21 protein-coding genes and 1 pseudogene are annotated in these 23,081 nt (G+C 61.3%); 18 read left to right on the top strand and 4 right to left on the bottom strand.

Features of this window, described 5'->3' with window-relative positions; translation table 11 throughout:
• Window positions 1-66 precede the first annotated feature (66 nt).
• Window positions 67-921: a sugar phosphate isomerase/epimerase family protein gene (locus tag ACTHQX_RS19055; RefSeq protein WP_236805987.1), complete on the top strand. Its 855-nt coding sequence runs from the start codon at window positions 67-69 to the stop codon at window positions 919-921.
• Between the two features lie 68 nt (window positions 922-989).
• Window positions 990-1,793, top strand: coding sequence for an IclR family transcriptional regulator (locus ACTHQX_RS19050; protein ID WP_236805988.1), 804 nt, complete (start codon window positions 990-992; stop codon window positions 1,791-1,793).
• A gap of 1,443 nt (window positions 1,794-3,236) precedes the next feature.
• Here ACTHQX_RS19050 and ACTHQX_RS19045 read toward each other — a convergent pair.
• Genes ACTHQX_RS19045 through ACTHQX_RS19035 form a run of 3 tightly spaced genes read right to left on the bottom strand, consistent with a single transcriptional unit; the run spans window position 3,237 to window position 6,385 of the window.
• Window positions 3,237-4,115, bottom strand: coding sequence for a carbohydrate ABC transporter permease (locus tag ACTHQX_RS19045; protein ID WP_440158730.1), 879 nt, complete (start codon window positions 4,113-4,115; stop codon window positions 3,237-3,239).
• A gap of 7 nt (window positions 4,116-4,122) precedes the next feature.
• Window positions 4,123-5,073, bottom strand: a complete 951-nt coding sequence (locus ACTHQX_RS19040) for a carbohydrate ABC transporter permease (protein WP_440158731.1) — start codon at window positions 5,071-5,073, stop codon at window positions 4,123-4,125.
• Entirely contained in the window at window positions 5,066-6,385 is a 1,320-nt protein-coding gene (locus ACTHQX_RS19035) for an ABC transporter substrate-binding protein (RefSeq protein WP_440158732.1), read from the bottom strand. Before ACTHQX_RS19035 ends, ACTHQX_RS19040 begins: the two co-directional genes overlap by 8 nt.
• 623 nt (window positions 6,386-7,008) lie before the next feature.
• Between ACTHQX_RS19035 and ACTHQX_RS19030 the strand changes: the two genes are divergently transcribed.
• The 10 genes from ACTHQX_RS19030 to ACTHQX_RS18985 all read left to right on the top strand — a co-directional run bounded on the left by ACTHQX_RS19030 (window position 7,009) and on the right by ACTHQX_RS18985 (window position 15,279).
• Entirely contained in the window at window positions 7,009-7,296 is a 288-nt protein-coding gene (locus tag ACTHQX_RS19030; RefSeq protein ID WP_440158733.1) for an antibiotic biosynthesis monooxygenase family protein, read from the top strand.
• A gap of 13 nt (window positions 7,297-7,309) precedes the next feature.
• Complete coding sequence (locus ACTHQX_RS19025; RefSeq protein ID WP_236805992.1) at window positions 7,310-7,942, top strand: NADPH-dependent F420 reductase; 633 nt, start codon at window positions 7,310-7,312, stop codon at window positions 7,940-7,942.
• 24 nt (window positions 7,943-7,966) lie between these two features.
• The gene (locus ACTHQX_RS19020) at window positions 7,967-8,383 is read left to right on the top strand and encodes a cupin domain-containing protein (protein ID WP_236805993.1); all 417 of its coding nucleotides are present in this window, start codon (window positions 7,967-7,969) and stop codon (window positions 8,381-8,383) included.
• Window positions 8,380-9,228 (top strand): amidohydrolase family protein, encoded by an 849-nt coding sequence (locus tag ACTHQX_RS19015; RefSeq protein WP_236805994.1) that lies wholly within the window; start codon window positions 8,380-8,382, stop codon window positions 9,226-9,228. The genes ACTHQX_RS19020 and ACTHQX_RS19015 overlap by 4 nt, the downstream gene beginning before the upstream one ends.
• 11 nt (window positions 9,229-9,239) lie before the next feature.
• The gene (locus tag ACTHQX_RS19010) at window positions 9,240-10,364 is read left to right on the top strand and encodes a Gfo/Idh/MocA family protein (RefSeq protein ID WP_236805995.1); all 1,125 of its coding nucleotides are present in this window, start codon (window positions 9,240-9,242) and stop codon (window positions 10,362-10,364) included.
• Between the two features lie 2 nt (window positions 10,365-10,366).
• Window positions 10,367-11,167 (top strand): triose-phosphate isomerase, encoded by an 801-nt coding sequence (tpiA, locus tag ACTHQX_RS19005; RefSeq protein WP_440158734.1) that lies wholly within the window; start codon window positions 10,367-10,369, stop codon window positions 11,165-11,167.
• A gap of 22 nt (window positions 11,168-11,189) precedes the next feature.
• Window positions 11,190-12,017 carry a phosphoenolpyruvate hydrolase family protein gene (locus ACTHQX_RS19000; RefSeq protein ID WP_440158735.1) on the top strand — a complete coding sequence of 276 codons (828 nt, stop codon included), beginning with the start codon at window positions 11,190-11,192 and terminating at the stop codon, window positions 12,015-12,017.
• Between the two features lie 3 nt (window positions 12,018-12,020).
• Complete coding sequence (locus ACTHQX_RS18995) at window positions 12,021-13,325, top strand: Tm-1-like ATP-binding domain-containing protein (RefSeq protein ID WP_236805998.1); 1,305 nt, start codon at window positions 12,021-12,023, stop codon at window positions 13,323-13,325.
• Window positions 13,298-13,783 carry an RpiB/LacA/LacB family sugar-phosphate isomerase gene (locus tag ACTHQX_RS18990; RefSeq protein ID WP_236805999.1) on the top strand — a complete coding sequence of 162 codons (486 nt, stop codon included), beginning with the start codon at window positions 13,298-13,300 and terminating at the stop codon, window positions 13,781-13,783. Before ACTHQX_RS18995 ends, ACTHQX_RS18990 begins: the two co-directional genes overlap by 28 nt.
• 467 nt (window positions 13,784-14,250) lie before the next feature.
• Window positions 14,251-15,279, top strand: a complete 1,029-nt coding sequence (locus ACTHQX_RS18985; RefSeq protein WP_236806000.1) for a LacI family DNA-binding transcriptional regulator — start codon at window positions 14,251-14,253, stop codon at window positions 15,277-15,279.
• A gap of 475 nt (window positions 15,280-15,754) precedes the next feature.
• Here the strand turns inward: ACTHQX_RS18985 and ACTHQX_RS18980 are convergent.
• A pseudogene (locus ACTHQX_RS18980) lies at window positions 15,755-15,859 on the bottom strand (hypothetical protein); the annotation flags it as partial.
• 281 nt (window positions 15,860-16,140) lie between these two features.
• On the opposite strand from ACTHQX_RS18980, the gene ACTHQX_RS18975 reads away from it, so the two are divergent.
• From ACTHQX_RS18975 to ACTHQX_RS18950, 6 genes are all read left to right on the top strand, one after another.
• Window positions 16,141-17,421: an ABC transporter substrate-binding protein gene (locus ACTHQX_RS18975; protein ID WP_236806001.1), complete on the top strand. Its 1,281-nt coding sequence runs from the start codon at window positions 16,141-16,143 to the stop codon at window positions 17,419-17,421.
• Window positions 17,422-17,487: 66 nt separating this feature from the next.
• Entirely contained in the window at window positions 17,488-18,375 is an 888-nt protein-coding gene (locus ACTHQX_RS18970) for a carbohydrate ABC transporter permease (protein ID WP_440158736.1), read from the top strand.
• Entirely contained in the window at window positions 18,375-19,325 is a 951-nt protein-coding gene (locus tag ACTHQX_RS18965; RefSeq protein ID WP_236806003.1) for a carbohydrate ABC transporter permease, read from the top strand. Before ACTHQX_RS18970 ends, ACTHQX_RS18965 begins: the two co-directional genes overlap by 1 nt.
• Before the next feature lie 84 nt (window positions 19,326-19,409).
• Complete coding sequence (locus ACTHQX_RS18960) at window positions 19,410-20,453, top strand: LacI family DNA-binding transcriptional regulator (RefSeq protein ID WP_236806004.1); 1,044 nt, start codon at window positions 19,410-19,412, stop codon at window positions 20,451-20,453.
• 37 nt (window positions 20,454-20,490) lie between these two features.
• Window positions 20,491-22,071, top strand: coding sequence for a glycoside hydrolase family 32 protein (locus ACTHQX_RS18955; RefSeq protein ID WP_440158737.1), 1,581 nt, complete (start codon window positions 20,491-20,493; stop codon window positions 22,069-22,071).
• A 37-nt stretch (window positions 22,072-22,108) separates the two neighbouring features.
• Window positions 22,109-23,059: a carbohydrate kinase family protein gene (locus ACTHQX_RS18950; RefSeq protein ID WP_440158738.1), complete on the top strand. Its 951-nt coding sequence runs from the start codon at window positions 22,109-22,111 to the stop codon at window positions 23,057-23,059.
• The last annotated feature ends 22 nt before the right edge of the window (window positions 23,060-23,081 follow it).

Below are 23,081 nucleotides of genomic sequence, written 5' to 3'. Positions count from 1 at the left end.
TTCCAGAAGCTTGCTAGGCTAATAGGTACCCGTACTCGGCGCGGGCATGGCCATGAAGGGACGCCCATGAAAACCGCAATAGATTCGTTCTGCTTTCACCGGTACTTCGGAGAGGTTTATCCGGAATTGGAGAGCTTTCCTGACCGCACGTGGTCCATTGACATGTTCGTTGACTTTGCCCGCGACCTCGGCGTGCAGGGAATTTCCATTGAGCACTTCATGGTGCCGGACCTATCCGCGAAGTCACTCGATACACTCCGCCTGTCGGTTGAGGAAGCAAATCTCGAACTGGTCTGGGCCTGGGGCCATCCCAACGGGCTCTCATCCGGCCAGGATCCCGAGGCGCTGCACGATCTTGAACGGCACATCGACGTCGCGGCAGCCCTTGGCTCCTCGGTCATGCGTATCTGCGCGGGCGGGCGTCGAACCCGGATTGAGGACTGGGCGGAGCATCGCCGACTCCTTGTTCCCCTGTTGGGCGCAGCAGCCGAACGGGCAGCAGCGCGAAACGTGACTCTCGCCCTGGAGAACCACGCGGATCTCTACGGTGAGGAAATCCTCGACCTCCTGCAGGCCGTCGATAACCCGTACCTGGGCATATGCCTGGACACCGGGAACAATCTCCGGATGCTCGAAGACGTCATGCCCGTCATCGAGGCCCTCGCCCCACACGCCAAGGCCGTTCATTTAAAGGACATCGCTGCCTACCGCGGAGATCCCAGGCATTTTGGATTCTGGCCAAGCGTTCCGCTCGGAGAAGGCCTGATCGACGTACCCCGAGCCTTGCGTGCCCTGCAGGGAGTTGGCTACGACGGCCTGCTCGCAGTCGAGATAGACTTCCTCAAACCCGGAAACGGAGACGAGACTGCGGCAGTCACGCAGAGCATCGACAGCCTGAAACTGTTCCTGGACCAACTCTAGGATGGCCACCAGCGACCCATGGAGGAAGACATGGACCCGTTCATGAACCGATCAGACCAAGGATACAAATGAGTTCTGCTCTCCTGCGGGGTTTGAAAATACTGGAACTGCTCGCCACCGAACCGGAAGGTCTGGCTCTGGGCGACATTGCGACCCGACTCCAGCTTCCCAACAGCGCAACCCACAGACTCGTCACAGAGCTCGTCGAGACCGGCTACGTCAGGCGAAGCACCAACGGCAGCGACTACGCCCTCAGCCTGAAGCAAATCTCACAGTCGCTGACATACCTGTCCAAAATTGACCTGGTGGACCAGGCGAAACCATCCATAGACCGTCTCGCCAGGCTTTCCAGAGGACTTGTCCGCCTTGCCATAGTCGACGACGGGCGCCTGATGTGGGTTCTGAAGTCCCAAGGTGCCACATCGAACATCAAATACGACCCGCCAATGCATCATGATGTCCGGCTCGCATGCGCATCCAGCGGATACGCCTGGCTCTCCCAACTCAGCGACGAAAAAGCCCTGGAAATCGTCCTTCGGCAGGGCATCCCAACTGAAGGCTTCGGACCCAACGCGCCCCGTACTGTCGAACAAGTCCTGGCACACATCCACCAGGCGCGCTCGGACGGCTACGCCACCGCCGTCGAGACGTACGAGGAAGGCATCCGCTCGCTGGCAATGCCCATAGTAAACGCTGACATTGGCCAGGTTACCGGCGTCGTCACCATCGCCGGTCTTCTTATGCATATGACGGACGAGCATGTAGAAAAGCTCATCCCGGCGTTGCGCGAAGAAACCGAGATCCTCAGCCACGCACGGCTTGACTACGTCCCATACCTGCTGCCAACCCAGCGGCCAAAACAGCTGGCATAGACACCTCCTCGCCGCGGAGCAGACTGCATGGAACTGCAACGGACCCTTGCAACAGCTATCTCTGCCCCTCGGTTTACTGGACCTTCGGAGGCTATACCGCCGAGACGCTCAGGGCTGACGGGCACATCGCCGGCAACCACTCGCCACATTTCGCCCCCGCTTTGGAACCCACCCTGAGTACTGGCGTCCGGGCTGCGATGACGGCGATCCTGTCCAAAGGTGGTCGCTGAAAGCCCCGTGCCTGTTGATAAGCAGGACCAGGGCCGGCGGTGCAGTTTCCGGCCGGTTCGCGGCCGCGACCGCTGCTTGGTCGGTGAAGGCCGTAGCCGCTGCACCAAAGCAAATTCGCGCCACATGCGATTTGTGCCGGCCTCCGCAATCCCGTCAACCTGACTGGCTCGGACAAGCTCCCTTTGGTGCGGCTGTCCCGTCCACAGCTGGGGTCAATTCGGGTTATCCACCGCTGAAGTTGGGGGAGCCGTTGGGATAGCTCCCTAGCAACAGTAGCGATGGATAACCACCCATGGATTGTCCTCAGGTGTGGGCGGTAGGGGCTAGCTTCTCCGCGGCTTGCAGATCCGGGCCGGCGCCTTTCAGACCCAGCCATGCACCATCTGTCAGGTTGGGGTGTAGGGGACGGAGGTTGAACATGTAAAGGCGTTTCCGTTGATCGCGGGCGGGTACCTTCCGCCTGTGGTCGACCAGGACGACGAGCGTCTCCGAGCCAGGACCGTTGATTGCGTGGAAGTCTGAGGCCAGCGGCCAGCCCTGATGTCGCCTGGCTCTGGCCCCCGGTCAAGGGGTCGATGTCTGTGGAACAACCGTTGTCTCAGAAGATCGGCAGGACTGCGCCGGTACAGGCGCGGTACGGGGACCAGACCTGGCAACGACTTATCCATGCTTCTTCCCGCGGTCTTCGGGACCATCATCTGCCTGTTTATGGACTTGAGACCCGTCGCCGTCGTATACGAGGACTCTTCCTCTCCCTTCGTCCAGTTGGACCCAGAAAATATTGGCTTCGTCGTTGATCACGTCGATATATCCGGTTCTGCAACAGTCGCCAGTACGCCGGACTGAAACTCTGTCGCCTGTGTTCAAATAAACCCAGTCGCCGCTGCCGATGTGTGGAGAGGATTGGTTGGGTGGCACTCAGGGCTCCGGATAGGTGGGATGGTCGGGTGATCGGAGTTTTGCGGTCTTTCAGTGACCCCTCGAGGCGCGTGATATAGCTGCTGTCATCAGCGTGCGTGGGCCCGCAGCAGAGTAGTTCAGTGCCGCCGCACTGGCGGCACTGAACTACTGTCGGGAATTATCCATCACGGTTGGAACAACAGAGGCCTCGACCCATGAGGGTAATTGTCCTCCGTCCTGCCGATGCTTCTTGTGCCACTAAGGTTTCTCCAGCCGGGCTGCCCGAAGCCGGCCTCTCAGCCAAGGCGTCTACTAGCCCTTTACGCCCGACTGGGTAAGGCTTTCAATGATCCACTTCTGCGCTATCACGTAGACGATCAGGGCCGGCAGGATGGCGAGAGCCGTGGCTGCCATGATGATGTTTACCTGGCCGGTGCTAAACGGGCCTCGCATGAGGACGAGGGCCAGGGGCAGGGTGGCCGAACCTTGGCTGCTGAGGAAGATAGAAGGCAGGAAGTACGCGTTCCAACTGGCGAGGAAGGTGATAACGCCTAGGGAGCTCAGTCCGTTCTTGACCAGAGGGAGCGCGACCAGCCGGTAGGTTTGCCAGGGCCCGGCGCCATCGATTTTGGCAGCTTCAATGAGCTCCTTGGGGATGGTGAGGAAGAACTGCCGCATCAGGAAGACGCCGAAGGCTCCTGTCACGTAGGGAAGGATCAGACTCCAGGGTGAGTTGATAAGCCCTAGGTTTCTCATAATGAGAAACAGCGGAATCACCGTGACCTGGATGGGCACCATCATGGAGGCCAGCAGCATGACGAAGAGGCCGTTCTGACCAGGGAATTTCAGCCTGGCAAAGGCATAACCTGCCAGCGGTGCTGTGATGAGGAGCCCGAGAGTTGTGACGATTGCGATGACTGAGCTGTTGAGCATGTTGGTCAGCAGGGGCAAGGGCCCGTTGACCGCTTGGGCGTAGTTGTCCCACCTGAACTCAAGGGGTATCCAGTTTGGGGGTAGGTCATAGGCGTTTTCCGGCGACTTTAATGACGTGACAAACATCCAGAGGAACGGGGCGATCATGCCGATCCCGCCCAACACCAGTACAGCCATGGCGAGGATGCGGCCCACGGGGATTGCGCGCGCAGTATCCCGTCGGGGCGCGGCTGGGACTTGCGGCTTTGTGGCGGTCACGAGTGTCCTACTCATAGTGAACCCACCTCTTTCGGAGTCGGAATTGAACCAGCGTTACCAGGAGGATGATCACGAACAACGTCACGGAGATCGCGGAGGCGTACCCGATTTGGAAGTCACTGAAGGCGCGCTCGGCGATATACATGACGATGCTTCGGGTGGCGTCCCCCGGACCGCCGCCGGTCAGGACGATAATCGACTCGTAGATCTGGAACGCGCCGATGACCGTGATGGTGATATTGAAGAAGATCGCTTGGCTGATCATAGGGATGGTTACCTTGCGGAAGATTGTTATCGGCCCCGCACCGTCGATCTTTGCGGCTTCCTCGAGTTCGCGCGGCACCTCCTGCAGGGCGGCCGTGTAGATGAGCATGGCAAACCCGATGTTCCGCCAGACATCGACAATGATCACGCTCCATCGCGCCTGGGCGTCGTCCGTGAGCCAGCTCAGGGGCTGTCCTCCGAGTGCCTGGATGTAGTAGTTGACAATGCCTGTGTCGCGCTGGAAGAGTGCCTGCCAGATGAGTGCGACGTAGACCAGGGAGACGAGGGACGGGAAGAAATACACCGACCGGAAAATGACCGTCATGGACCGTGGCATTCGCTGGTTGACGAGAACAGCGAATATCACTGCGAGTACGTTGATGAAGACCACTGCTGCGACCACGTAAATGATGGTGTTGAAGTACACCGTCCCGAGACGGGCATCGGAGAAGAGTCGTGCATAGTTCTGAAAGCCGACGAATTTCGGAGGGGCTATCACGTCGTACTTGGTGAAGCTGAAGTACAAGACGGCAGCGAGGGGCCCGAGCACAAATATTGCAAATCCCAACACGGACGGTGCCACGAACCAATAGCCGGTGATGGCTTCCCTGCGGCTCGATGGGCTTCCCTTCCGGACGGCAGTCGCGGTCCGGAAGGGAAGCCGGGAGCTCTCGGTGGAGAGAAGGTCAGCCATTACCGACCGTTGCCTCTACCTCGGAATTTGCCTTCTCCAGCTCAGCTGCAGCGTCTCCGCCGGCCAGGATGCTGGCAATTGCCCTTTGGAAGGCGGGCTCAAGTGAGGTGAAGAATGTTGGCGCGGCGACAGGCTTGGCATACTTGATCGTGTCGTACAGGTACTTGGCGTCGCGATGACGGCCGAGGAACACTTTGGAAGTTGCCGCTGTGTGCGTGGTGGGATTCGACGTGCCGAGAGTGGCCCACGACTTCTGAACATCCTGGCTTGCAAGTTCCTTGAGGAGTTCCCATGCGAGGTCCCGGTTCTTGGTGTTTTTGTAGATCGAGAATCCTGCTGCTCCGAAAACAGTCGCCTTTTCGGATTTCTTGGGCATGGGGACAATGCCAAACTTCAAATCAGGGGAGCCCTTGATCAGGGTCGAGGAGAGATTTGCCGGCGCTGCCACCATGGCGACTTTTCCGGCGGTGAAAAGGTCGTTGGCCTCGGTCCCGGCCGGTTCCGGTGCTACGCCGTGTTCCTTGACCAGGCTTTGCAGGAACTTCATTGACTCGATGGTTTTCGGCGAGTTCAGTGTCGGCTTGTTCAGATCGTCGGAGGCGAGGGACGCCCCGTTGGAGTAGAGCCACGGGATGTAGGCAAAGGTGTAGTTTTGGAGGCCGAAGCCGTACTTCTTTTCGCCGCCTTGGCCGCTTGTCAGTTTTTTGGACGCGGCAAGGAACTCGTCCCATGTCCAGTCATCACTGGGCCGTTTGATGCCGGCCTTGGCGAACATGTCTTCGTTGTAGTACATGACCATGGCGTTCCAGTTATTGGGCACCAAGTAGGTGTCTTCGCCCTTGGTGAAGCCTTTCAGGAGGTTCGGATCAATGTCGGCCATAAGGGCTTTTACGGATTCATCCTGCTTTACGTAATTCGTGAGCGGGAGGAAGAGATCCTTGCTGAGGCCGAACTCGACGCCCTCGGTGGCGATGTTGATGATGTCAGGTGCGTCGCCGGAGGCCACGGATGTCAGGATCTTGTTGATGTAGTCACTCCAGTTCACGACCTGGGTGAAGTTGTTGGTGACCTTGACGTTGGGGTACTTCTTGTTGAAGCGTTTAATGGCCGCGTCGTAAACGGCCTCGTCACCGGGATTTCCCCAGTTCGAGATGGTCAGATTTGCCTGAACGTTCGATTCCGGGGCCTTGTAATCCCCCGTCGGGCCCTCACTTGTCCCGCCGGCGTCTCCGCCGGCGCAACCGGCCAAGAACAGGGAGGATGCGGCTGCCAGCGCCGCCATTCGAAGTATTGCAGTTTTCTTTATTCCCACATCGTGCTCCTTTGCATCGTGCATTGTCCGCGGTCAACGCGGATCAGTCACGTCATTGTCCGGGATGGTGCTGGTCGTTCTGGGCAGGCCTCGTGTTCCCGGCGAACTGCCTGCAGACGAGGGTTCCGTGGCTCCAGACGTACATTTAGCCCGGCCGAGCCTGCTAAATGCATTTAGCGCCGGGAATGAGTGAAACAGCTCACGTCTCGGGTTGTCAATAGATTTCACTCAGCATCTCCATGTTCCGAATCCGTGCAGCGCGCGGATGTGCTGCCGGACCTCCTCCCCAACCGGAGGCCGCCGAGAGGTGCCAAGGGAAGGCTGGGGCAGACCGTTGTGGGCGAGACTCCCCTAGTGCGAGCGGGTGCCTGTCCGACGTGCACGGTGGGGAATGGGGTTTGCGGCCGATTATGCGTTTTTCGGCAAGCCTCTTGACCGCGGTTCGGGGAGCTGCTTATAGTCAGCTAAATCCATTTAGCACAGCGATGGATCGAGCGCCGCGAGCGAGAAGGCGCTCCAGGGCGCACGGGATCTGAAGCCATTAATGCCTGTTCTCCAGAGGTCATGGACCTGCGCCTTTTCCGTTTCACCCCCCACTTACCACTTGCCCTGAGGAGGGTCCATTGAGTGTTTTGGAAGTTGCCCAACTGTCGATCAAGGACGGTTCAGAGGCCGCATTTGAGTCCGCGTTTTCGGAGGCGAAGCTCCTTATTGAAGCTGCTCCCGGCCACATCGAGTCCTCGCTGACCCGCTCGGCTTCAGCAGACGAATATGTGTTGCTCGTCTGGTGGCGGACTCTCGAGGATCATGTCGAGAAATTCGTAGGATCCCCGGAGTTTTCGAAGTTCCAGGACCTCATCGGTGAATACCTCGCGGGAGAGCCGGCCGTAAAGCATTTTCAAGAACTGTGAAAGGAACAACGACGTGAGCACTATTGCGATCATGGGCACAGGACTCATGGCAAGCGCCCTCGGTAAGGGCTGGACCAAGGCGGGACACCAGGTCCAGATCGGGTCCCGCTCCCCTGAAGCGGTTCAGAGCGCAGACCTGGGCTATGAGCCAGCGGTGGTAGGCGATTACCGCACCGCCCTGGCGGGCAGCGACACGGTCGTCCTGGCCATTCCCTTCACAGCTGTCGTCCCCTTTGTTGAGGAACACCAGGAAGCCCTGGCAGGAAAGACCATCATCGACATTTCCAACCCCTTCGACGCACTGCCGGGCAATGAACTGGCCGGCGCGGAGTACACGGCGAAGGCGCTGGGAACCACCGACGGTCTCGTTGCAGCCTTCAAAGACAACTTCGCGGCAACCGTCAATGCACCCGGCGCAGCGGACGGTAACCGCCCGGATGTGAAAATCGCTGGCGACGATGACGAAGCCAAAGCTGTAGTTGCAGCACTCGCGGCGGATTTGAACCATCGAGTGCTCGATTGCGGGCCGCTCCACAATGCACGGCTCATCGACAGCATGGTCTCACTCATGCTGATCCTGGACCGCACGTACACCGGTTTCACGATGAAGACCGGGTGGCGTTTCACCGGTCTGACCGAGAACTGACCTCTAGCAGACACGAGATAAAGCATGAATAGTTCCAACAGCGCAAACACCGTAGAGTCCGTCGTCCTGCCGTGGGGCGTTGCGAAGTGGCTGATCACGGCAGACCAAGGGGCACAAATGTCTCTTGGCGAGGTGATCGTCCTCCCGGGCCAGTCGCACGAGTGGCACAATCACGAGGACAGCGACGAAGTGGTCTATGTCATTTCCGGACACGGCGCTTTCACTGTAGGCGAAGGTAACCGGATTCCCATCGGCCCGGGAGACGCGATCCATATTCCCGTCGGCGTCTTCCATGACTCCCATAACACTGGCTGGGCACCTCTGCATCTGCTGGTGATGTACAGCCCCGGCGGGCCCGAAGGCACGACTCCGGAAAACGCCCACGAGCTGGTACCTGCAGGAGCACCCCTTACCATGCGCACATCAGTGGAAGAAGCATGACGGCGGCCCAGGCCCGCGGCGCTGAATCAGCAGGAATCATGATGCGCCGAAGCATCGATGTCCACGCACACATCGGCAAGACCGTGGCGAACAACATCGGCCAGACGGTGGAACAGATGATCCGAAGCATGGACGCTGCCGGCGTAACAGAATCCTTGTTGTCCCCGGCAGCAGCCGACCGTCAGGCCGAAGGCATCGTTAACACGCGGCGCATGAACGACATTGTCGCCGAGGCGGTCAGGGATCACCCGGAACGTTTCCCTGCCGGGCTCGGCCTGGTTGAACCCAGGCACGAGGAACTGGCCGTCACGGAGCTCCTCCGATTGCTCGATGACCTGGGTTTGGCCGGCATCTCTGTCCATCCAATGCTGGAAGGCTACTACCTGGACGTCCCCCTGCGGGTAGATCCACTATTTGAGGTCCTGGACGACCGGCGGGCCCTGTGCCTCATGCATTGCTCTCCCGATCCCGGCTCGGGGGAGTCACCACGGGCCGTGCGCGTGGCTGCCAGCAAGTTCCCGAACGTAACGATCTTTCTCGGCCATGCGTTCCTCACCCCGCAGCAGCAGGCGGAGGCGGTCGAAATAGTCAAGGATCTGCCCAACGTATTTTTCGACGTGGCCTACCAGTCAGACCCGCGGATGACCGAGTCCCTTGTCTCGGCGGTGGGCAGCGAACGCGTCGTTTTCGGGAGCGACGCACCTTTCTACGACCTTGGCAAGGTACTGCAGTCCGTCCTTAACGCCAACATCACGGACACGGAAAAAGACAACATCCTCTTCCGCAACGTCCAAAAAGTCCTCGACGCGCGTGCACAGCTGCACCGCGGGTCGCTGATCAAGTAAGAGAGACAACCATGTCAGAAAAAAACCCAGTCCGGCTCGGCGTGATCGGAGCCGGCTACATTGCCGGCGTCCACGGCGTCGCAGCAGCAGGCATCCAAGACGAACTGCAGATCGTAGCGGCCGCCGATGAAAACCTTCAGGCCGCCGAAGCGATAGTTGCCAAGTACGGGTGGGGCAAGGCCTACGGCAACGTTGCAGCGATGCTCGCTTCCGAACAGCTGGACGGCGTCATTATCGCCACCTGGCCCAGCACGCACCTGGAACTGATCCGCCAGTGCGTTGCAGCAGGTATCCGGTATGTCCTCTGCGAAAAGCCCTTCGTCCTCACCGGGGCCGAAGCACTCGAAGTATGGACCCTGGCCAAAGAAACCGGTGCCATCATCACCGAAGCCTTCATGTACCGCCACCACCCTGCCATCACACGGATTGACCGGCTACTGGCCGCCGGCGAGCTGGGCAAGCTTGACCACGTGCGCGCCAGCTTCACCTACGTGAACCTGGCATCCGAACTGGGCATCGATCCGAACGACCCGAACCGTCCGTGGCGGTTCCGCGCGGACCAGGGCGGCGGCGCGCTCTACGACATCGGCGCATATGCCATCAATGCCTGCACACACGTAGCAGGTGCCGTGCCGACACGCGTCGCCGCCTTCGGCCGCGCGAAGAACGTTTTCGGCACCAGCGACAAGATCATTGGCCTCATCGATTACGCAAACGACACCGTCGGAATGATCGAGGCCAGCGAAATTTCCGATTCCACCCAGGAACTGCAGATTTCAGGGGACAAGGGGACGCTTTATCTGCCCTTCACCTGGACGATCTATGACGAGACAGAAATCTCAATCCGCCGGGCCATCCCGACCAGCCATAGGGACCCAGAACGGATCTTCAGGACCCTGGAGGACCGGTATGCCATTGCTAAGTCAAACGCCTTCCAGGATCAGTTGCTCAACGTTGCCGACGTCGTCCGAAATGATGCGAAGCCGCGCGTAGGCCTGGCTGAGACCGTCATCAACACGGTCACGATGGAAGCGCTGGCCCGCAGCCTGAACGAGCGGGAAGAAATTGACGTAGTGGTCCCCGACGATGTGACTGAGGCCTTCCTGAAGGCCAAAGCCGGGCAGCCGGGCATCTGACGATGGGGGATAAGGAAGTGTTGCCCTTCTGGCTGGGCACTTCTTGGAAGATGAACAAGACCCTGGGCGAGTCAGCGCGATACGCGGCACATCTCAGGGAGTACGTGAGCAGTTCCGCCAAGAACGGAAGGGAATACTTCCTTATCCCACCGCACACCGCCCTAGCGACAGTGGCCGCCGAGCTGAACGGCAGCAACATCCACGTCGGTGCCCAAAACATTCACCACGAAGACAACGGAGCACACACCGGCGACATATCTGCAGAAATGGTCGCAGACGCCGGTGCTGTGATCATCGAAATCGGCCACCAGGAACGCCGCCGGGATCACCAAGAAACCGACGCCCTCATCAACAAAAAAGTACTGCGCTCCCTCGCCTGGCGTCTGCGGCCCCTGGTGTGCATCGGCGACACAGCGGAGGACCGCCACTACGGAACTCACCTGGAGGCCGTGCGCCGCCAGGTAAAAATCGCACTCAACGGCCTGACCGCAGATGACCTGGAAAGCGTGCTCCTGGCCTACGAGCCCGCGTGGTCGATAGGGATCAATGGAATTCCTGCCACACCGGAGCAGATAGCCGAAATGCACTCCACCGTGCAGGCGACGCTGATCGAACTCTACGGCCCTGCACCCGGGCTGTGTGTTCCCGTGCTGTACGGCGGAAGCGTCACCGCCGACAACGCAGCCAACCTCGCCCTGGTGCCTGGCGTCCACGGTCTTTTCGTTGGCCGGGCAGCACTTCACGTCGAAAACTTCATCAGCATCAGCGACGCACTCAACACCACAACCGCTTCTCAGAGATAGGCAGATAAACAATATGGCCGCCATGACAAGACAGCAGATCCGCGACAGGTTTACCGCCAAGGTCGCCCAGCGCAGCCCTCTCATCCTCGGTGGTGCCGGAATCGGGCTGGTCGCCAAAGCAGCCGACCGGGCAGGGATTGACGCCCTGATGGCCTATAACACCGGACCGTTCAGGATGGACGGGCACGGCTCCCTTTCCGGATACCTCGCATACGGCGACTCAAACGGCATGACGCTGCAGCTCGCCCAGCACATCCTTCCCGTGGTGAAGACAGCCCCCGTCATTGCGGGAATCGGCGCCGCAGACCCCTACCGCAACACGGATCAACTCATCACCGCCCTCATGGACGCCGGATACTCCGGCATCACGAACGTCCCGACCGCCGGCATCTACGACGGGACCTTCCGGCAGCACATTGACGCCACGGGTCTTGGCTACTCCAAGGAAATCGAGCTGATCGCCGAATGTCACCGCCGCGATATCTTCACGGTTGCGTACGCCTTCACGCCGGAGGAGGCCGCCGCCATGGCGACCGCAGGCGCAGATGTCATTGGCGCTCATGTGGGTCTGACCATGGGCGGGTTCATCGGCGCCAGTGACGTACCGGACCTGATGGAGGCCAGCGAACGTGTCGCTGCGATGACCGCAGCAGCCAAGGCGGCCCGCCCGGATGTATGGGTGGTGGCACACGGCGGGCCCTTCGATGAACCCGAGAACGTTCAGGCTGTTTACGACCGAGTCGACGTCGACGGGTTCCTGGGAGCATCGAGCATTGAGCGTTTGCCGGTAGAAAAGGCCATCACGGAGACAGTTGAGGCTTTTCGGTCCCTGAAGCTTCGAGAGCGGTAAACGGTGCCAACGGCCGTACTTATAGGCACGCTCGACACCAAGGGCCGCGAATACGCTTTCGTGCAAGAACGGCTCCATGAGGCGGGAATCGACGTAGTCGTCATTGATGTCAGCGTCTTGGGAACAAGCTCGGGCATTACGCCCGACGTCACCGCCGAGGAGGTCTGCGAAGCCGGGGGCGCCAGACTGGAGGACTTGAGGCTCGGCCGGGAGGGCACGGACGCGCGGGCTGTTGCCATCGAGACTATGACCCGCGGGGCCGCCTGCCTGCTGCGCAAGCTCGCCGACGAAGGACGCTGTGACGGGGTGCTCGGTCTTGGGGGCTCGGGCGGCAGTGCTCTGATCAGCGGTGCCATGCGGGCGCTTCCCTTGGGAGTACCCAAAATTCTCGTTTCGACAATGGCTTCGGGCGATGTCGGCGCTTACGTCGGGTCGAGCGATCTTTGCATCATGCACTCGGTCACCGACATTGCGGGCCTGAACCGTATCTCGAAACCCATACTGGCCAACGCTGCCGGCGCCCTTGCTGGAATGCTCACTTCTCGTAAGCGCCCGGTCCTGGCCGCACCCGAAAAACCGGCCGTTGGTGTGACGATGCTCGGTGTTACCACACCAGGGGTCCTACGCGTCATTGAGCGCCTTGATGCCGCCGGTTTCGAGCCGATCGTTTTCCATGCAGTGGGCTCCGGCGGAAAAGCACTCGAAAATCTCCTGGAACAGGGGGTCATTACTGGAGTCGTTGATTACACGGTGAAGGAACTGACAGACGAGACATACGGAGGGATTTTCCGCGCCGGCCCGGACCGCCTTCGAACAGCAGGACGAAAAGGATTCCCCCAGGTTGTCGTACCCGGCGCCGTGGAGGTGCTGAACTTCGGAGCCCTTGCGACGGTACCTCAGGAGTATAGAGATGGAAGCCGGCCGCTCCTCCAACACAACGCGGAGGTTACGGCCGTGCGAATCAATGCCGGGGAACTGATGGATGTTGCAGGAATACTGGCGGAGCACCTCAACCAGGCCACAGGCCCTGCGTGCGTGGTCATTCCGGCTAAGGGCTTCGACAGCTACGCCGTGGAGGGAGGCCCCTTCGAAGACCCCGCTGCGGACGCGTCCTTCGTCCTCGAACTCGAGAGACGGCTTCGTCCCGGCATCGAAGTCGTTACCGCTGCCACGCACGCGAACGATCCGGTTTTCGCCGATCTGGTAGCAGATGCTTTCATACGCATCGCACGGCCGGTGTCATCGGCTGCAACCGCTCCTGCGGTGAGAAAGGAAGAGCAATGGATAAACAAACTGGCTGGCGAATAATCGTCGGAGCAGATGAGGCCGGGCTTCAGTACAAAGACAGGATCCTCAAGGACCTGCAAAGCGATCCACGAGTGGCTTCCGTCTCTGACCTCAGTATCCACGACGGCCCAGGAACCCCTTACCCCCAGGTAGGGATAAAAGCCGCGACCGCCATCCTGGAAGGACGGGCAGACAGGGCAGTGCTTATTTGCGGAACGGGCATCGGCATGGCCATCAGCGCCAACAAGGTTCGGGGCGTACGTGCGACCACGGTCGCGGACAGCTTCAGCTGCGAAAGATCCGTCCTGTCCAACGACTGCCAGGTAATCGCACTGGGCCAGCGCGTCATAGGACTGGAACTTGCCCGCCGGCTCGTATCGGAATGGCTTGATTACAAGTTTGACAGCTCCAGCCCCTCCCGACAGAAAGTCGCCCTTATCGAGGACTTCGAAGCATGTGGCGGACCAGCAAATCAGTAGCACAACTGCGGGCCATCCGGCAGTTCATCGTCGGTGAGACGGCGGGCCGCACCAGGAGAGCCGCGCCCACCGGCAGAACAACGACGACGGGGCGCGCGGAGTAGAGACCGCCTAGCAATATGGTCCCCGCCGCTGCCCGTGGGTGCGGAGCCGGCGTTGCTAGTTCATTCAGCGGCCGCCAAAGTAAGTGCCGCCGGACCCGGCTCTCCGACGCGACCAGCAGCACGACACGGCGAAACGAAACCCTGCAGTGATGGCGAGAGGATGCGGTTCGCGGCGCCTCGGCCCGGGAAGGAGTGGCCCACGGCCGAGGCGCCGCATCTTAAGCTTCCTTTCCACAGGCATGGGCGCGCTAACTGTGGTAAATGGGTTTAGCTTACACTGGTGTTAGCCGGGCGTTGGGTACGAGGTGTAACGTCACCGCTGCATCTACAGGATAAATTCGACGCCGCACAGGAGATTGTGAAATGAAGGTACGCCGGCGGCCCAGCATCCGGGACATCGCGGACGCGGCGGGCGTTTCACCCGCGACCGTGTCACTCGCGCTGAACAACGTTCGCGGTGCGAGGATCGCTGACGCGACCCGTCTCAAGGTGGAGAAAATCGCTGCGGAGCTAGGTTACGCCCCCAACGGGCTGGCTCAGGCATTGCGTACGAACCGCTCCCACACTCTGGCTCTTATCAGCGAGGAAATCGCTACAGTTCCATATGCCGGCCGTCTCATCCGTGGCGCCCAGGAAGCAGCTTCCAAACACGGTTGGATAATGCTGATCATGAGTACGGGGGGAGCAAAGGACGTAGAAGAGAGAGAAATCGAGGCAGTCTGGCGGCACCAGGTGGACGGCGTAATCTACGCCGATACAGCACACCGCTTTCTCGAGATACCTGAGGCTTTGAATGGAAAGCCCGTATTCCTAGCGAACGCAGAGGCCACACAGGGTGACTTCTGGTCCGTGTTTCCTGACGAGATCCAGGGCGGGTATATAGCAACCCGTGAACTTATCGATGCAGGTCACAGGGGGATCGGATTCGTCAGCACAGCAATGGACATACCGGCGCGCTCCGGCAGGCTCCAAGGGTACCGAACGGCGCTGGAGGAGTCCGGCATTCGTTTTGACCCAAACCTGGTCATCGAAGAGGCGTCCTCGTTCGCGGAGGACGGCTACCGGGGGACTCTCAGCCTCTTCTCGAGAAAGAAAAGGCCAACGGCCATCTTCTGCTTCAATGACCGCATGGCTATGGGAGCTTACCGCGCCGCCGCGGAACTGGGCCTACTGATTCCGAGGGACTTATCCGTAGTGGGCTTCGATAATCAGGAAATTGTAGCTGAGGCCCTGTCGCCGCAGCTGACTACGGTGGCCCTTCCCTACTACGAGATGGGGGCAATGGCAGTGGAAGCAGCGATCGCGGAACTTCAGGACGGCCCCACGGGCAAGAACCCCGGAGCTATCCCAAACACTCTCATCAAACGTGATTCCGTGGCGTTGGTCCGATAAGCATGCATTCCCGTGCCCCCGTCATCGAGGATCCTGACGGTCGGCACGGGTGCCCGTATCCGCCATCCCCGGGTGCAGGTCCTAAATCCCTCAGACCCGGGCAAGAAACCACCATCGACGAACTCGCCCCACTCGCAGAGGACGTCAAGCTCAGCGACGAGGACGCACCCTGGCTGTTGTCCATGGCTAAGCCTGGACGACATCTCACAACGCATTCTTCGGACTGCTGCAGGACCCGTCCGCGCCACCAAGGGGAGCGGAGGGAAGCTTTGCTCACCATGCCAGCTGCACGGGTCGTAGTTCCCGCGGCCAGGTTTGCCGGGTGGTCACCCGCGCAATTCATCCATGTGCCCTTATGTGCGGACTCCCCAGTGCGCTTGCCCTGACTGCCCACGATGGCTAAAAGGCACAGCTGCACTGGCAGGCTTACAAGAGGGGACCGCTCCGGATCCGGTCCCCTCTTGCGGACCGGATACTAAGGAGTCGGGCGGTTGGCGGTATCCGGGCTGTAGGACGCGACCGTGGACTCGGCCCCGCTGTCGAGCACCTTGGATCGCGTGGCCGACGCGTCGATGACGACGTGCTGGGAAGCCTCCGCAGCCTTCTTTTGGCGTTGACTTCACCTCCTGAAACAACCCACTAACGGCACGCACACGACTGTCCGCCCCGCCCCCTCTGGATACGGCCGTTCGCCTTCCCAACATTTGAAGCACCGGCAGGCAGGGCCGGAGCGAAGGGTCAAAGCGTTGACAGTGACCCTGAGCACGTCTTACACTCGATGCCAAGTCGTTTTACCAAAACGATTTGTCAAGCTTTCGAAATTGATTCCCACGACTCCTCACAGAAAGTGAGTAGACAGAGATGTCCACTCGTACATTCACCAGCAGGCTCGCCCTCGGCGGCATCTGCACCGCCGTCGCACTGGCCGCTTCCGCGTGCGGTGCAGGGGGCCCCGCCAACACGTCGGGTGGCGCTGGCCCCAGCACCGTCAATGTTCTCGTCGAGGCCGGTGGCCACGCCGAACTGACAGGCGTCGCCGAACAGTGCAAGAAAGAAACAGGCGTCAGCGCCAATTTCGTCGAGCTGCCTTACGACGGCATGTTTAACAGGCTCTCCAGCGAGTTCTCCTCCGGCAACGTCTCCTTCGACGTGGCCGCCCTGGACTCCGTCTGGCTGCCCAGCTTCAAGAATGCCGTTCAGCCGATCGACGAGATCTTCACCGACGAGGCGAAGAAAGACATCTTCCCGGCCCTGGTCAAGGAAGCAAACGTGGACGGGCACTTCATCGGCCTGCCCGCCTGGACCAACGCCGAGATCATCCTGTACCGCAAAGACCTGTTTGAGGATGCCAAGAACAAGGCGGACTTCAAGGCCAAGTACGGCTACGACCTGGCCGCCCCCACCACGTGGAAGCAGTACCAGGACATCTCCGCGTTCTTCACCAGGGACGGCATGTACGGCACCGACGTCAAGGGCGGTGTGGAAACCGAATGGCTGGCCCACGTCCTGCAGGCCGGCTCGCCCATGGTTCTGGACGCCAACAACAACGTGGTAATCGACAATGCCGCGCACAAGGAAGCACTCGACTTCTATGTCGGCCTTGCCAAGGCTGCTCCCTCCGGCGCCGCACAGGTGGACTGGGCCGCCGCACAAAACCTGTTCAACCAGGGCAAGACCGCGATGACCCGCTTCTGGGCCCACGCTTACCGGCAGATCCCCAAGGACTCACCGGTGGCCGGCAAGGTCGGCACGGCTCCCATGATCGCCGGACCCGCCGGGGTCGGGGCCGTTCCCGGACCCTGGTACCTCAGCGTGCCCAAGGCCACCAAGAACACCGAAGCGGCCAAGAAGTTCGTCAAGTGCGCCTACGACTACAACGACAAGGGCATCGAATCCAGCCTGGGCCTGGCGTCCCGTATCTCCGCCTTCGAGAAGTACCAGGACAAGGCAGGCTACGAGAGCTTCAAACCGTTGATCGAAACCCTCACGGGCAAGGCGACCGCCACCCGCCCGGCCACTGAGAAGTGGCAGCAGATCGTGGACACGGTGCTGGTGCCCATGCTGCAGAAGGCCGTCGCCGGCGGTGACACCGCCACCCTCCTCGCCGACGCCAAAAAGCAGATCGAGGATCTCCTCAAGTAAGACCCCCGCGGCCGGCACCTGACTGACCGGTGCCGGCCGCGGCCCCAACCAGCGGAAGAGAAAACCGTGCGCATCTCCGATCGCCGCTTCGCCTTGTTCCTGATGACCCCGGCGGCGCTGTTCCTAGCCGTCTTCGTGGCCTTCCCGCTGTTCCGCCTGGTGGCGGACAGCTTCTTCAAAATCTCGCCCATCGCCGGCGGATCCCGGGACTTCGTGGGCCTGGACAACTACTTTCGGGCCTTCGCCTCCGAAGCGTTCACCGGTGCCGGATGGCGGACCCTGGCCTACACCCTGGTGGTGGTCACCCTCGAATTCGCCCTCGGGCTGGGCATGGCGCTGCTGTTCACCATGCTGGGCCGCAGTTCCCAAATCTGGCGGACTGTCTTTATGTATCCGCTGATGATCGCCCCGATCGTGGCAGGCCTGCTGTGGAAGTTCCTGATGATCGATAACTTCGGCCTCATCGGAACCCTCCTGCACCAGGCCGGCATCCTGTCCAACCCCAACCAGATCGGCTGGCTGTCCGACCCCGGCATCGTGCTCTACTCGGTGGCCATCCCGGACATCTGGCTCACCACCTCCTTCATGTGCCTGATCCTCTTCGCCGGACTGCAGAACATCCCCGGCGACCTGATCGAAGCAGCACGCCTTGACGGCGCCCGGGCACCGGCCCTGCTGTTCAGGATCATCCTGCCCCTGCTCCGCCCGGTCATCGCCGTCGCCCTGGTCGTCCGCGGAATCGACGCAGCCCGGGCCTTCGACACCATCCTCATCCAAACCAACGGCGGCCCCCAGTCCGCCTCCGAAACCATGAGCCTGCTCATCTACCGCACCATGATCCGCTTCGGCGATCCCGGACTGGCAAGCGCCATGGGCACCATCTACCTGCTGGCAATGCTCGCCGTCGCATTCGTCGCGGTGGCCACCATCTGGCGGCCAGGAAAGGACAACTGATGCGCGTCGCCGAAACAAGTAAGCACGACGGCGGGACCCCGGCCACGGCGGCCACTGCACCATCCGTTCCGGCAGCCGTGATCCCTGCCCGGAAGCGCCGCGGTGCGAACCGGGAAGGCCTGGAAGCCGGCCGCCGCAGCACCCGGACCCTGCTGTGGACCCTCCTCGCAGCGGCGATGGTGCTTTACGGTTTCCCGTTCCTCTACCTGCTCTTCACGTCCTTCAAAACCCCTATCGATACCATCGCGGTACCGCCGACGATCCTCCCCAGGGAATGGACGCTGGAGAACTACGCCAACGCGCTGGGCCGCAACGGAGTCCTCGCCTCCTTCATCAACAGCATCCAGACGGCCATCATCAGCACCGTGCTGTCGCTGCTGTTGGCGGTTCCCGCCGCCTACGGGATCACCAGGTACAAGACGCTTAGCGGCAGGATCTTCATCATGGCCGCCCTGGTCACCCGCATGGTGCCTCCGGTGGCAATCGGCATTCCGCTGGCGTCCATGATGGCAGCCGTGGGCCTCGCCGACACCCCCATCGCGCTGTCCATCGCCCACACCACCATCTCGCTTCCGCTCTCGATCTGGCTGATGTCCAGCTTCTTCGAAGCCGTTCCCAATGACCTGGAGGAGGCGGCCACCGTGGACGGCTGCAGCAGGCTCGGCGCGCTGTGGCGGGTAGTGATCCCGGTGGTCTCGGGCGGCATCGCCGTCACCGCGATCTTCGCCTTCCTGGCCTCCTGGAACGAGTTCCTCTTCGCACTCCTGATGACAGCAATCCGCTCCCAGACCACCCCCGTGGTGATCGCAAACTTCCAGACCCAGTTCGGCCTGGACTGGGGATCCATGACGGCGCTGGCCGCCGTCTACTCCATCCCGGTCATCCTCCTCACCCTTCTCTTGCAGCGCAAGATCGTCGCCGGCATGACACTCGGCGCCGTCAAGGGCTAGCGCCGTCAAGGGCTGGCACAGCCAACGAGTAGCCTACTGATAGCCCCCGAGGGGCATCACCAACCAATAGGACGTGGAAGACAGATGAGCAATAAGAACATCGGCATCAAGGACGTGGCCGTCGCCGCCGGCGTGTCCGTGACCACTGTCTCCCACGTCCTCAACGAGGTCTCCTACGCGCGGGTCAGGCCTGAAACCAGGGACAAAGTCAGGACCGCTGCCGAGCAACTGGGCTACGGGCCCAACCGCCTGGCCCAGGCCCTTCGTACCCAAAGGACCGGCATGCTGGGGTTTGTCAGCGAGGAGATCGCCACCACGCCCCACGCCGGCCGGATCATCCTCGGCGCTGACGAGGCCGCCAAAGCCCGAGGGTACAACCTCATGATCATCAACACCTCCGGCTCGGCCAGCCTGGAGTCCCGTCAGGCCGATGTTCAGGCCCTCCTGGACCGGCGGGTCGACGGCATCCTCTACGCCACCATGTACCACCGCGACGTGGAACTGCCAGCCAACCTCGGCAGCGTGCCCTCCGTCCTGGTCGACTCGGTGGCCAGTGGCGGAAGCATCACATCCGTGATCCCGGACGAAGAAGGTGGCGCACGCGCCGCCGTGAGCGCGCTCCTCGAAGCGGGCCACACCCGGTTGGGGTTCATCAACAACACCCATGATGTCCCCGCAACCCGACAGCGGCTCCAGGCCTTCCGGGCCACGCTGACCGAAGCAGGGCTCAACGGCGACGCGGCACCTGTCGAGTCCGAGGTTTCGGAGGTGCAGGGCGGCTACGAAGCGGCCCTACGGATCCTGGGACGCAAGGACCGCCCCACCGGCCTCTTCTGCTACAACGACCGGATGGCGATGGGCGCCTACCGTGCCGCTGCCGAACTGGGACTGGCCATCCCCGCGGACCTTTCCGTGGTGGGCTTCGATGACCAGGAACTGATCGCCGCCAACCTCCACCCGGGCCTCACCACCGTGGCCCTGCCGCATTACGAGATGGGCGCCTGGGCCACCGAGCACCTGATCGACGCCGTCGAGGGGAAAACCGACCTTTCCCTGATGGCACTTCACCCGACCATTCTGGGTTGCCCCCTCGTGCGCCGCGATTCCATTGCCGCTCCGCCGCAATAACACCCAGACCCTTCAACTCCCAAGAGGAATGTCAGATATGTCCAGTCGCCTTGATGCCGCACGCCCGGAAACAGCCCCGGCAGAAACCTCCAGGTTCCGGCCTGCCATCCACTTCACGGCAAAGGACACCTGGCTGAACGACCCCAACGGCCTGCTCTTCCACAACGGCCTGTACCACCTCTTCTTCCAGAACAACCCGTACGGCAACGTCTGGGGCAACATGTCCTGGGGCCACGCCACCTCCCGCGATTTGCTGCACTGGACCGAACACCCCGTTGCCATTGCCTGCGACGAAACAGAGGACATCTTCTCCGGGAGCGTCGTCGTCGACCACGGCAACACGTCCGGCTTCGGCACACCGGACTCACCCGCACTGGTGGCAATCTACACCAGTGCCTACAAAGCCGCCTCCGAACACCACGGCACGCAAGCCCAATCCCTGGCCTACAGCGCAGACGCAGGAATGACGTGGCAGAAATACGCAGGAAACCCCGTCCTCACCAGAAACTCAGCGCACTTCCGCGATCCCAAAGTCTTCCGCTACCAAGGGGACCAGGGTGCCTACTGGGTCATGGTCGCCGTCGAAGCGCAACACCAAAAAGTTGTTCTCTACCGTTCCGAAGACCTCAAATCCTGGGACTTCCTGAGTGACTTCGGCCCGGCCAACGCCGACGCAGGCGAATGGGAGTGCCCCGATCTGTTTCCCCTGGCCGTAGACGGGGACCCGGACAATGTTAAATGGGTGCTGATCGTCAACATCAACCCTGGTGCAGTGGCAGGAGGCTCCGGCGGCCAGTACTTCGTAGGGCATTTCGACGGCGCCCGGTTCGTTGCGGATGCCTGCTCGGTCGCGGTGCCGGGCGGGGTCAGCGCCTTGGGTGATTCCGCGGCGGCCGCGGAGGCGCTGCAGCAGTGCCTGTGGCTGGACTGGGGACGCGACTGCTACGCCTCGGTGTCTTTCAGCAACGTCCCGGACGGCCGTCGCATCATCATGGGCTGGATGAACAACTGGGACTACGCCAACCAACTGCCCACCACCCCCTGGCGGTCCTCGATGACCCTCGCCCGCGAAGTGCGCCTCACCGCGGTTAACGGCTCCACCCGGCTGATCCAGCAACCAGTCCTGGCCGGCCCCGGGGGAGAAGACCTGGATGCGGTCCGAAGCCCGGCGCATTCAGGTTCCTTTGAACTGCAGGACTCCGCCTTCCGGCTGCCGGAAGCCGTACCCGGCAGGGCCCAGATAATCGCGGCGGAGATCCTGCCCGCGGGTGCTGAACGGGTGACCTTCCATCTGTTCGGAAATGATGACGGAAGCGCCGGAACCGTACTGAGCTACAACGCGGCCACCGCCGAACTCATCCTGGACCGCCAGCGCTCAGGTGACATCAGTTTTCACGGAAAGTTCGCCTCGGTGGAGTCAGCCCCGCTGGTCCTGGAGGACGGGGCGCTGAAGCTGCAGATCATCATCGACCATTGCTCGATCGAGGTATTCGCGCAGGACGGCAAGGTGGTCCTGACGGACCTTGTTTTCCCTGAACAGGGAAGCGTTGCGAACCACCTGGCGGTTACCGGCGGTCCCTCAACCATCCAGACCCTCACTGTCACCGCGCTCAGCTAACACGTCCCCAACGCATACATAGGAAAGGGTCCCAAAAATGCCAACTGTTGAGCACTCCGATGAGCAGCGAACACCGCGCTTTGACGTGGTTGTTGTGGGTGAAGCACTCGTGGACATCGTTGTCTCTCCCCGTGGCACAGTGCAGCACCCCGGTGGATCACCGGCCAATGTCGCCTACGGGCTCGGACGGCTCGGAGTTGCCACCGGCTTACTGACCTCCCTCGGCGAGGACCAGCATGCTGCTTCCATCGAAAAGCACCTCCACAGCGCTGGAGTTCGTCTCCTGCCGGGCTCCCAGGTCCCAGGCGGAACCGCCACAGCGACAGCGATCCTGGCCTCCGATGGTTCAGCACAGTATGACTTCGACATTCGCTGGGACCTCCCGCGCATACCGCCCGCAACGCTGCCCAAAATCCTGCACACCGGCTCCATCGCAACTTTCCTGGCACCCGGAGCGGCAGTGGTCAGGGAACTGATTGAGCAGTCACATCAACGTTGCGTTGTCACCTACGATCCCAACATCCGCCCTGCACTGCTCGGCAGCCACTTTGAGGCACAAACCATCTTCGAGGAACTCGTCCCTTTCACAGAGGTAGTCAAACTCAGCGACGAGGACGCACGATGGCTCTACCCACGGCTTACCTTGGAAGACATTGCAGAACGTATCCTCGGACTCGGGCCTGCACTTGTCGCCGTCACCAGGGGAGCAGAGGGGGCCCTCCTCGCAACCCGGGACGCACGGATAACCGTTCCCTCGGTCACGTCCGCGGTGGCGGACACCATCGGGGCCGGCGACTCGTACATGTCCGCCCTCATCTACGGACTCCTCATGCGCGGAGCAGACGGGCTGGCACCATCGGTGCTGGAGTCACTGGGTCGCATGGCAGCCAAAGCAGCTGCCATTACCGTCCGCCGGGCAGGCGCCCAGCCGCCAACGCTGGAAGAACTGCAAAGGGACCTCCCGGAGCATCAACCGGTGGTCCCGTAGATTCCCAGGCTGGCCCTTCAAC

Origin of the sequence: Arthrobacter sp. SAFR-023, from assembly GCF_051965295.1 — a bacterium.
In the GTDB taxonomy this organism is placed as follows: domain Bacteria; phylum Actinomycetota; class Actinomycetes; order Actinomycetales; family Micrococcaceae; genus Arthrobacter.
The sequence above is the reverse complement of the archived record's forward strand: the minus strand, read 5'-3'. Positions and strand labels throughout refer to the sequence as shown.

What these genes read in the sequence shown, in the direction of transcription:
- ACTHQX_RS19055 (WP_236805987.1), top strand. Translation starts at nt 67, where the DNA reads ATGAAAACCGCAATAGATTCGTTCTGCTTTCACCGGTACTTCGGAGAG.
- ACTHQX_RS19050 (WP_236805988.1), top strand. Translation starts at nt 990, where the DNA reads ATGAGTTCTGCTCTCCTGCGGGGTTTGAAAATACTGGAACTGCTCGCC.
- ACTHQX_RS19040 (WP_440158731.1), bottom strand. Translation starts at nt 5,073, where the DNA reads ATGGCTGACCTTCTCTCCACCGAGAGCTCCCGGCTTCCCTTCCGGACC.
- ACTHQX_RS19020 (WP_236805993.1), top strand. Translation starts at nt 7,967, where the DNA reads ATGAATAGTTCCAACAGCGCAAACACCGTAGAGTCCGTCGTCCTGCCG.
- ACTHQX_RS19015 (WP_236805994.1), top strand. Translation starts at nt 8,380, where the DNA reads ATGACGGCGGCCCAGGCCCGCGGCGCTGAATCAGCAGGAATCATGATG.
- ACTHQX_RS19010 (WP_236805995.1), top strand. Translation starts at nt 9,240, where the DNA reads ATGTCAGAAAAAAACCCAGTCCGGCTCGGCGTGATCGGAGCCGGCTAC.
- tpiA (WP_440158734.1), top strand. Translation starts at nt 10,367, where the DNA reads ATGGGGGATAAGGAAGTGTTGCCCTTCTGGCTGGGCACTTCTTGGAAG.
- ACTHQX_RS19000 (WP_440158735.1), top strand. Translation starts at nt 11,190, where the DNA reads ATGACAAGACAGCAGATCCGCGACAGGTTTACCGCCAAGGTCGCCCAG.
- ACTHQX_RS18990 (WP_236805999.1), top strand. Translation starts at nt 13,298, where the DNA reads ATGGATAAACAAACTGGCTGGCGAATAATCGTCGGAGCAGATGAGGCC.
- ACTHQX_RS18985 (WP_236806000.1), top strand. Translation starts at nt 14,251, where the DNA reads ATGAAGGTACGCCGGCGGCCCAGCATCCGGGACATCGCGGACGCGGCG.
- ACTHQX_RS18975 (WP_236806001.1), top strand. Translation starts at nt 16,141, where the DNA reads ATGTCCACTCGTACATTCACCAGCAGGCTCGCCCTCGGCGGCATCTGC.
- ACTHQX_RS18965 (WP_236806003.1), top strand. Translation starts at nt 18,375, where the DNA reads ATGCGCGTCGCCGAAACAAGTAAGCACGACGGCGGGACCCCGGCCACG.
- ACTHQX_RS18960 (WP_236806004.1), top strand. Translation starts at nt 19,410, where the DNA reads ATGAGCAATAAGAACATCGGCATCAAGGACGTGGCCGTCGCCGCCGGC.
- ACTHQX_RS18955 (WP_440158737.1), top strand. Translation starts at nt 20,491, where the DNA reads ATGTCCAGTCGCCTTGATGCCGCACGCCCGGAAACAGCCCCGGCAGAA.
- ACTHQX_RS18950 (WP_440158738.1), top strand. Translation starts at nt 22,109, where the DNA reads ATGCCAACTGTTGAGCACTCCGATGAGCAGCGAACACCGCGCTTTGAC.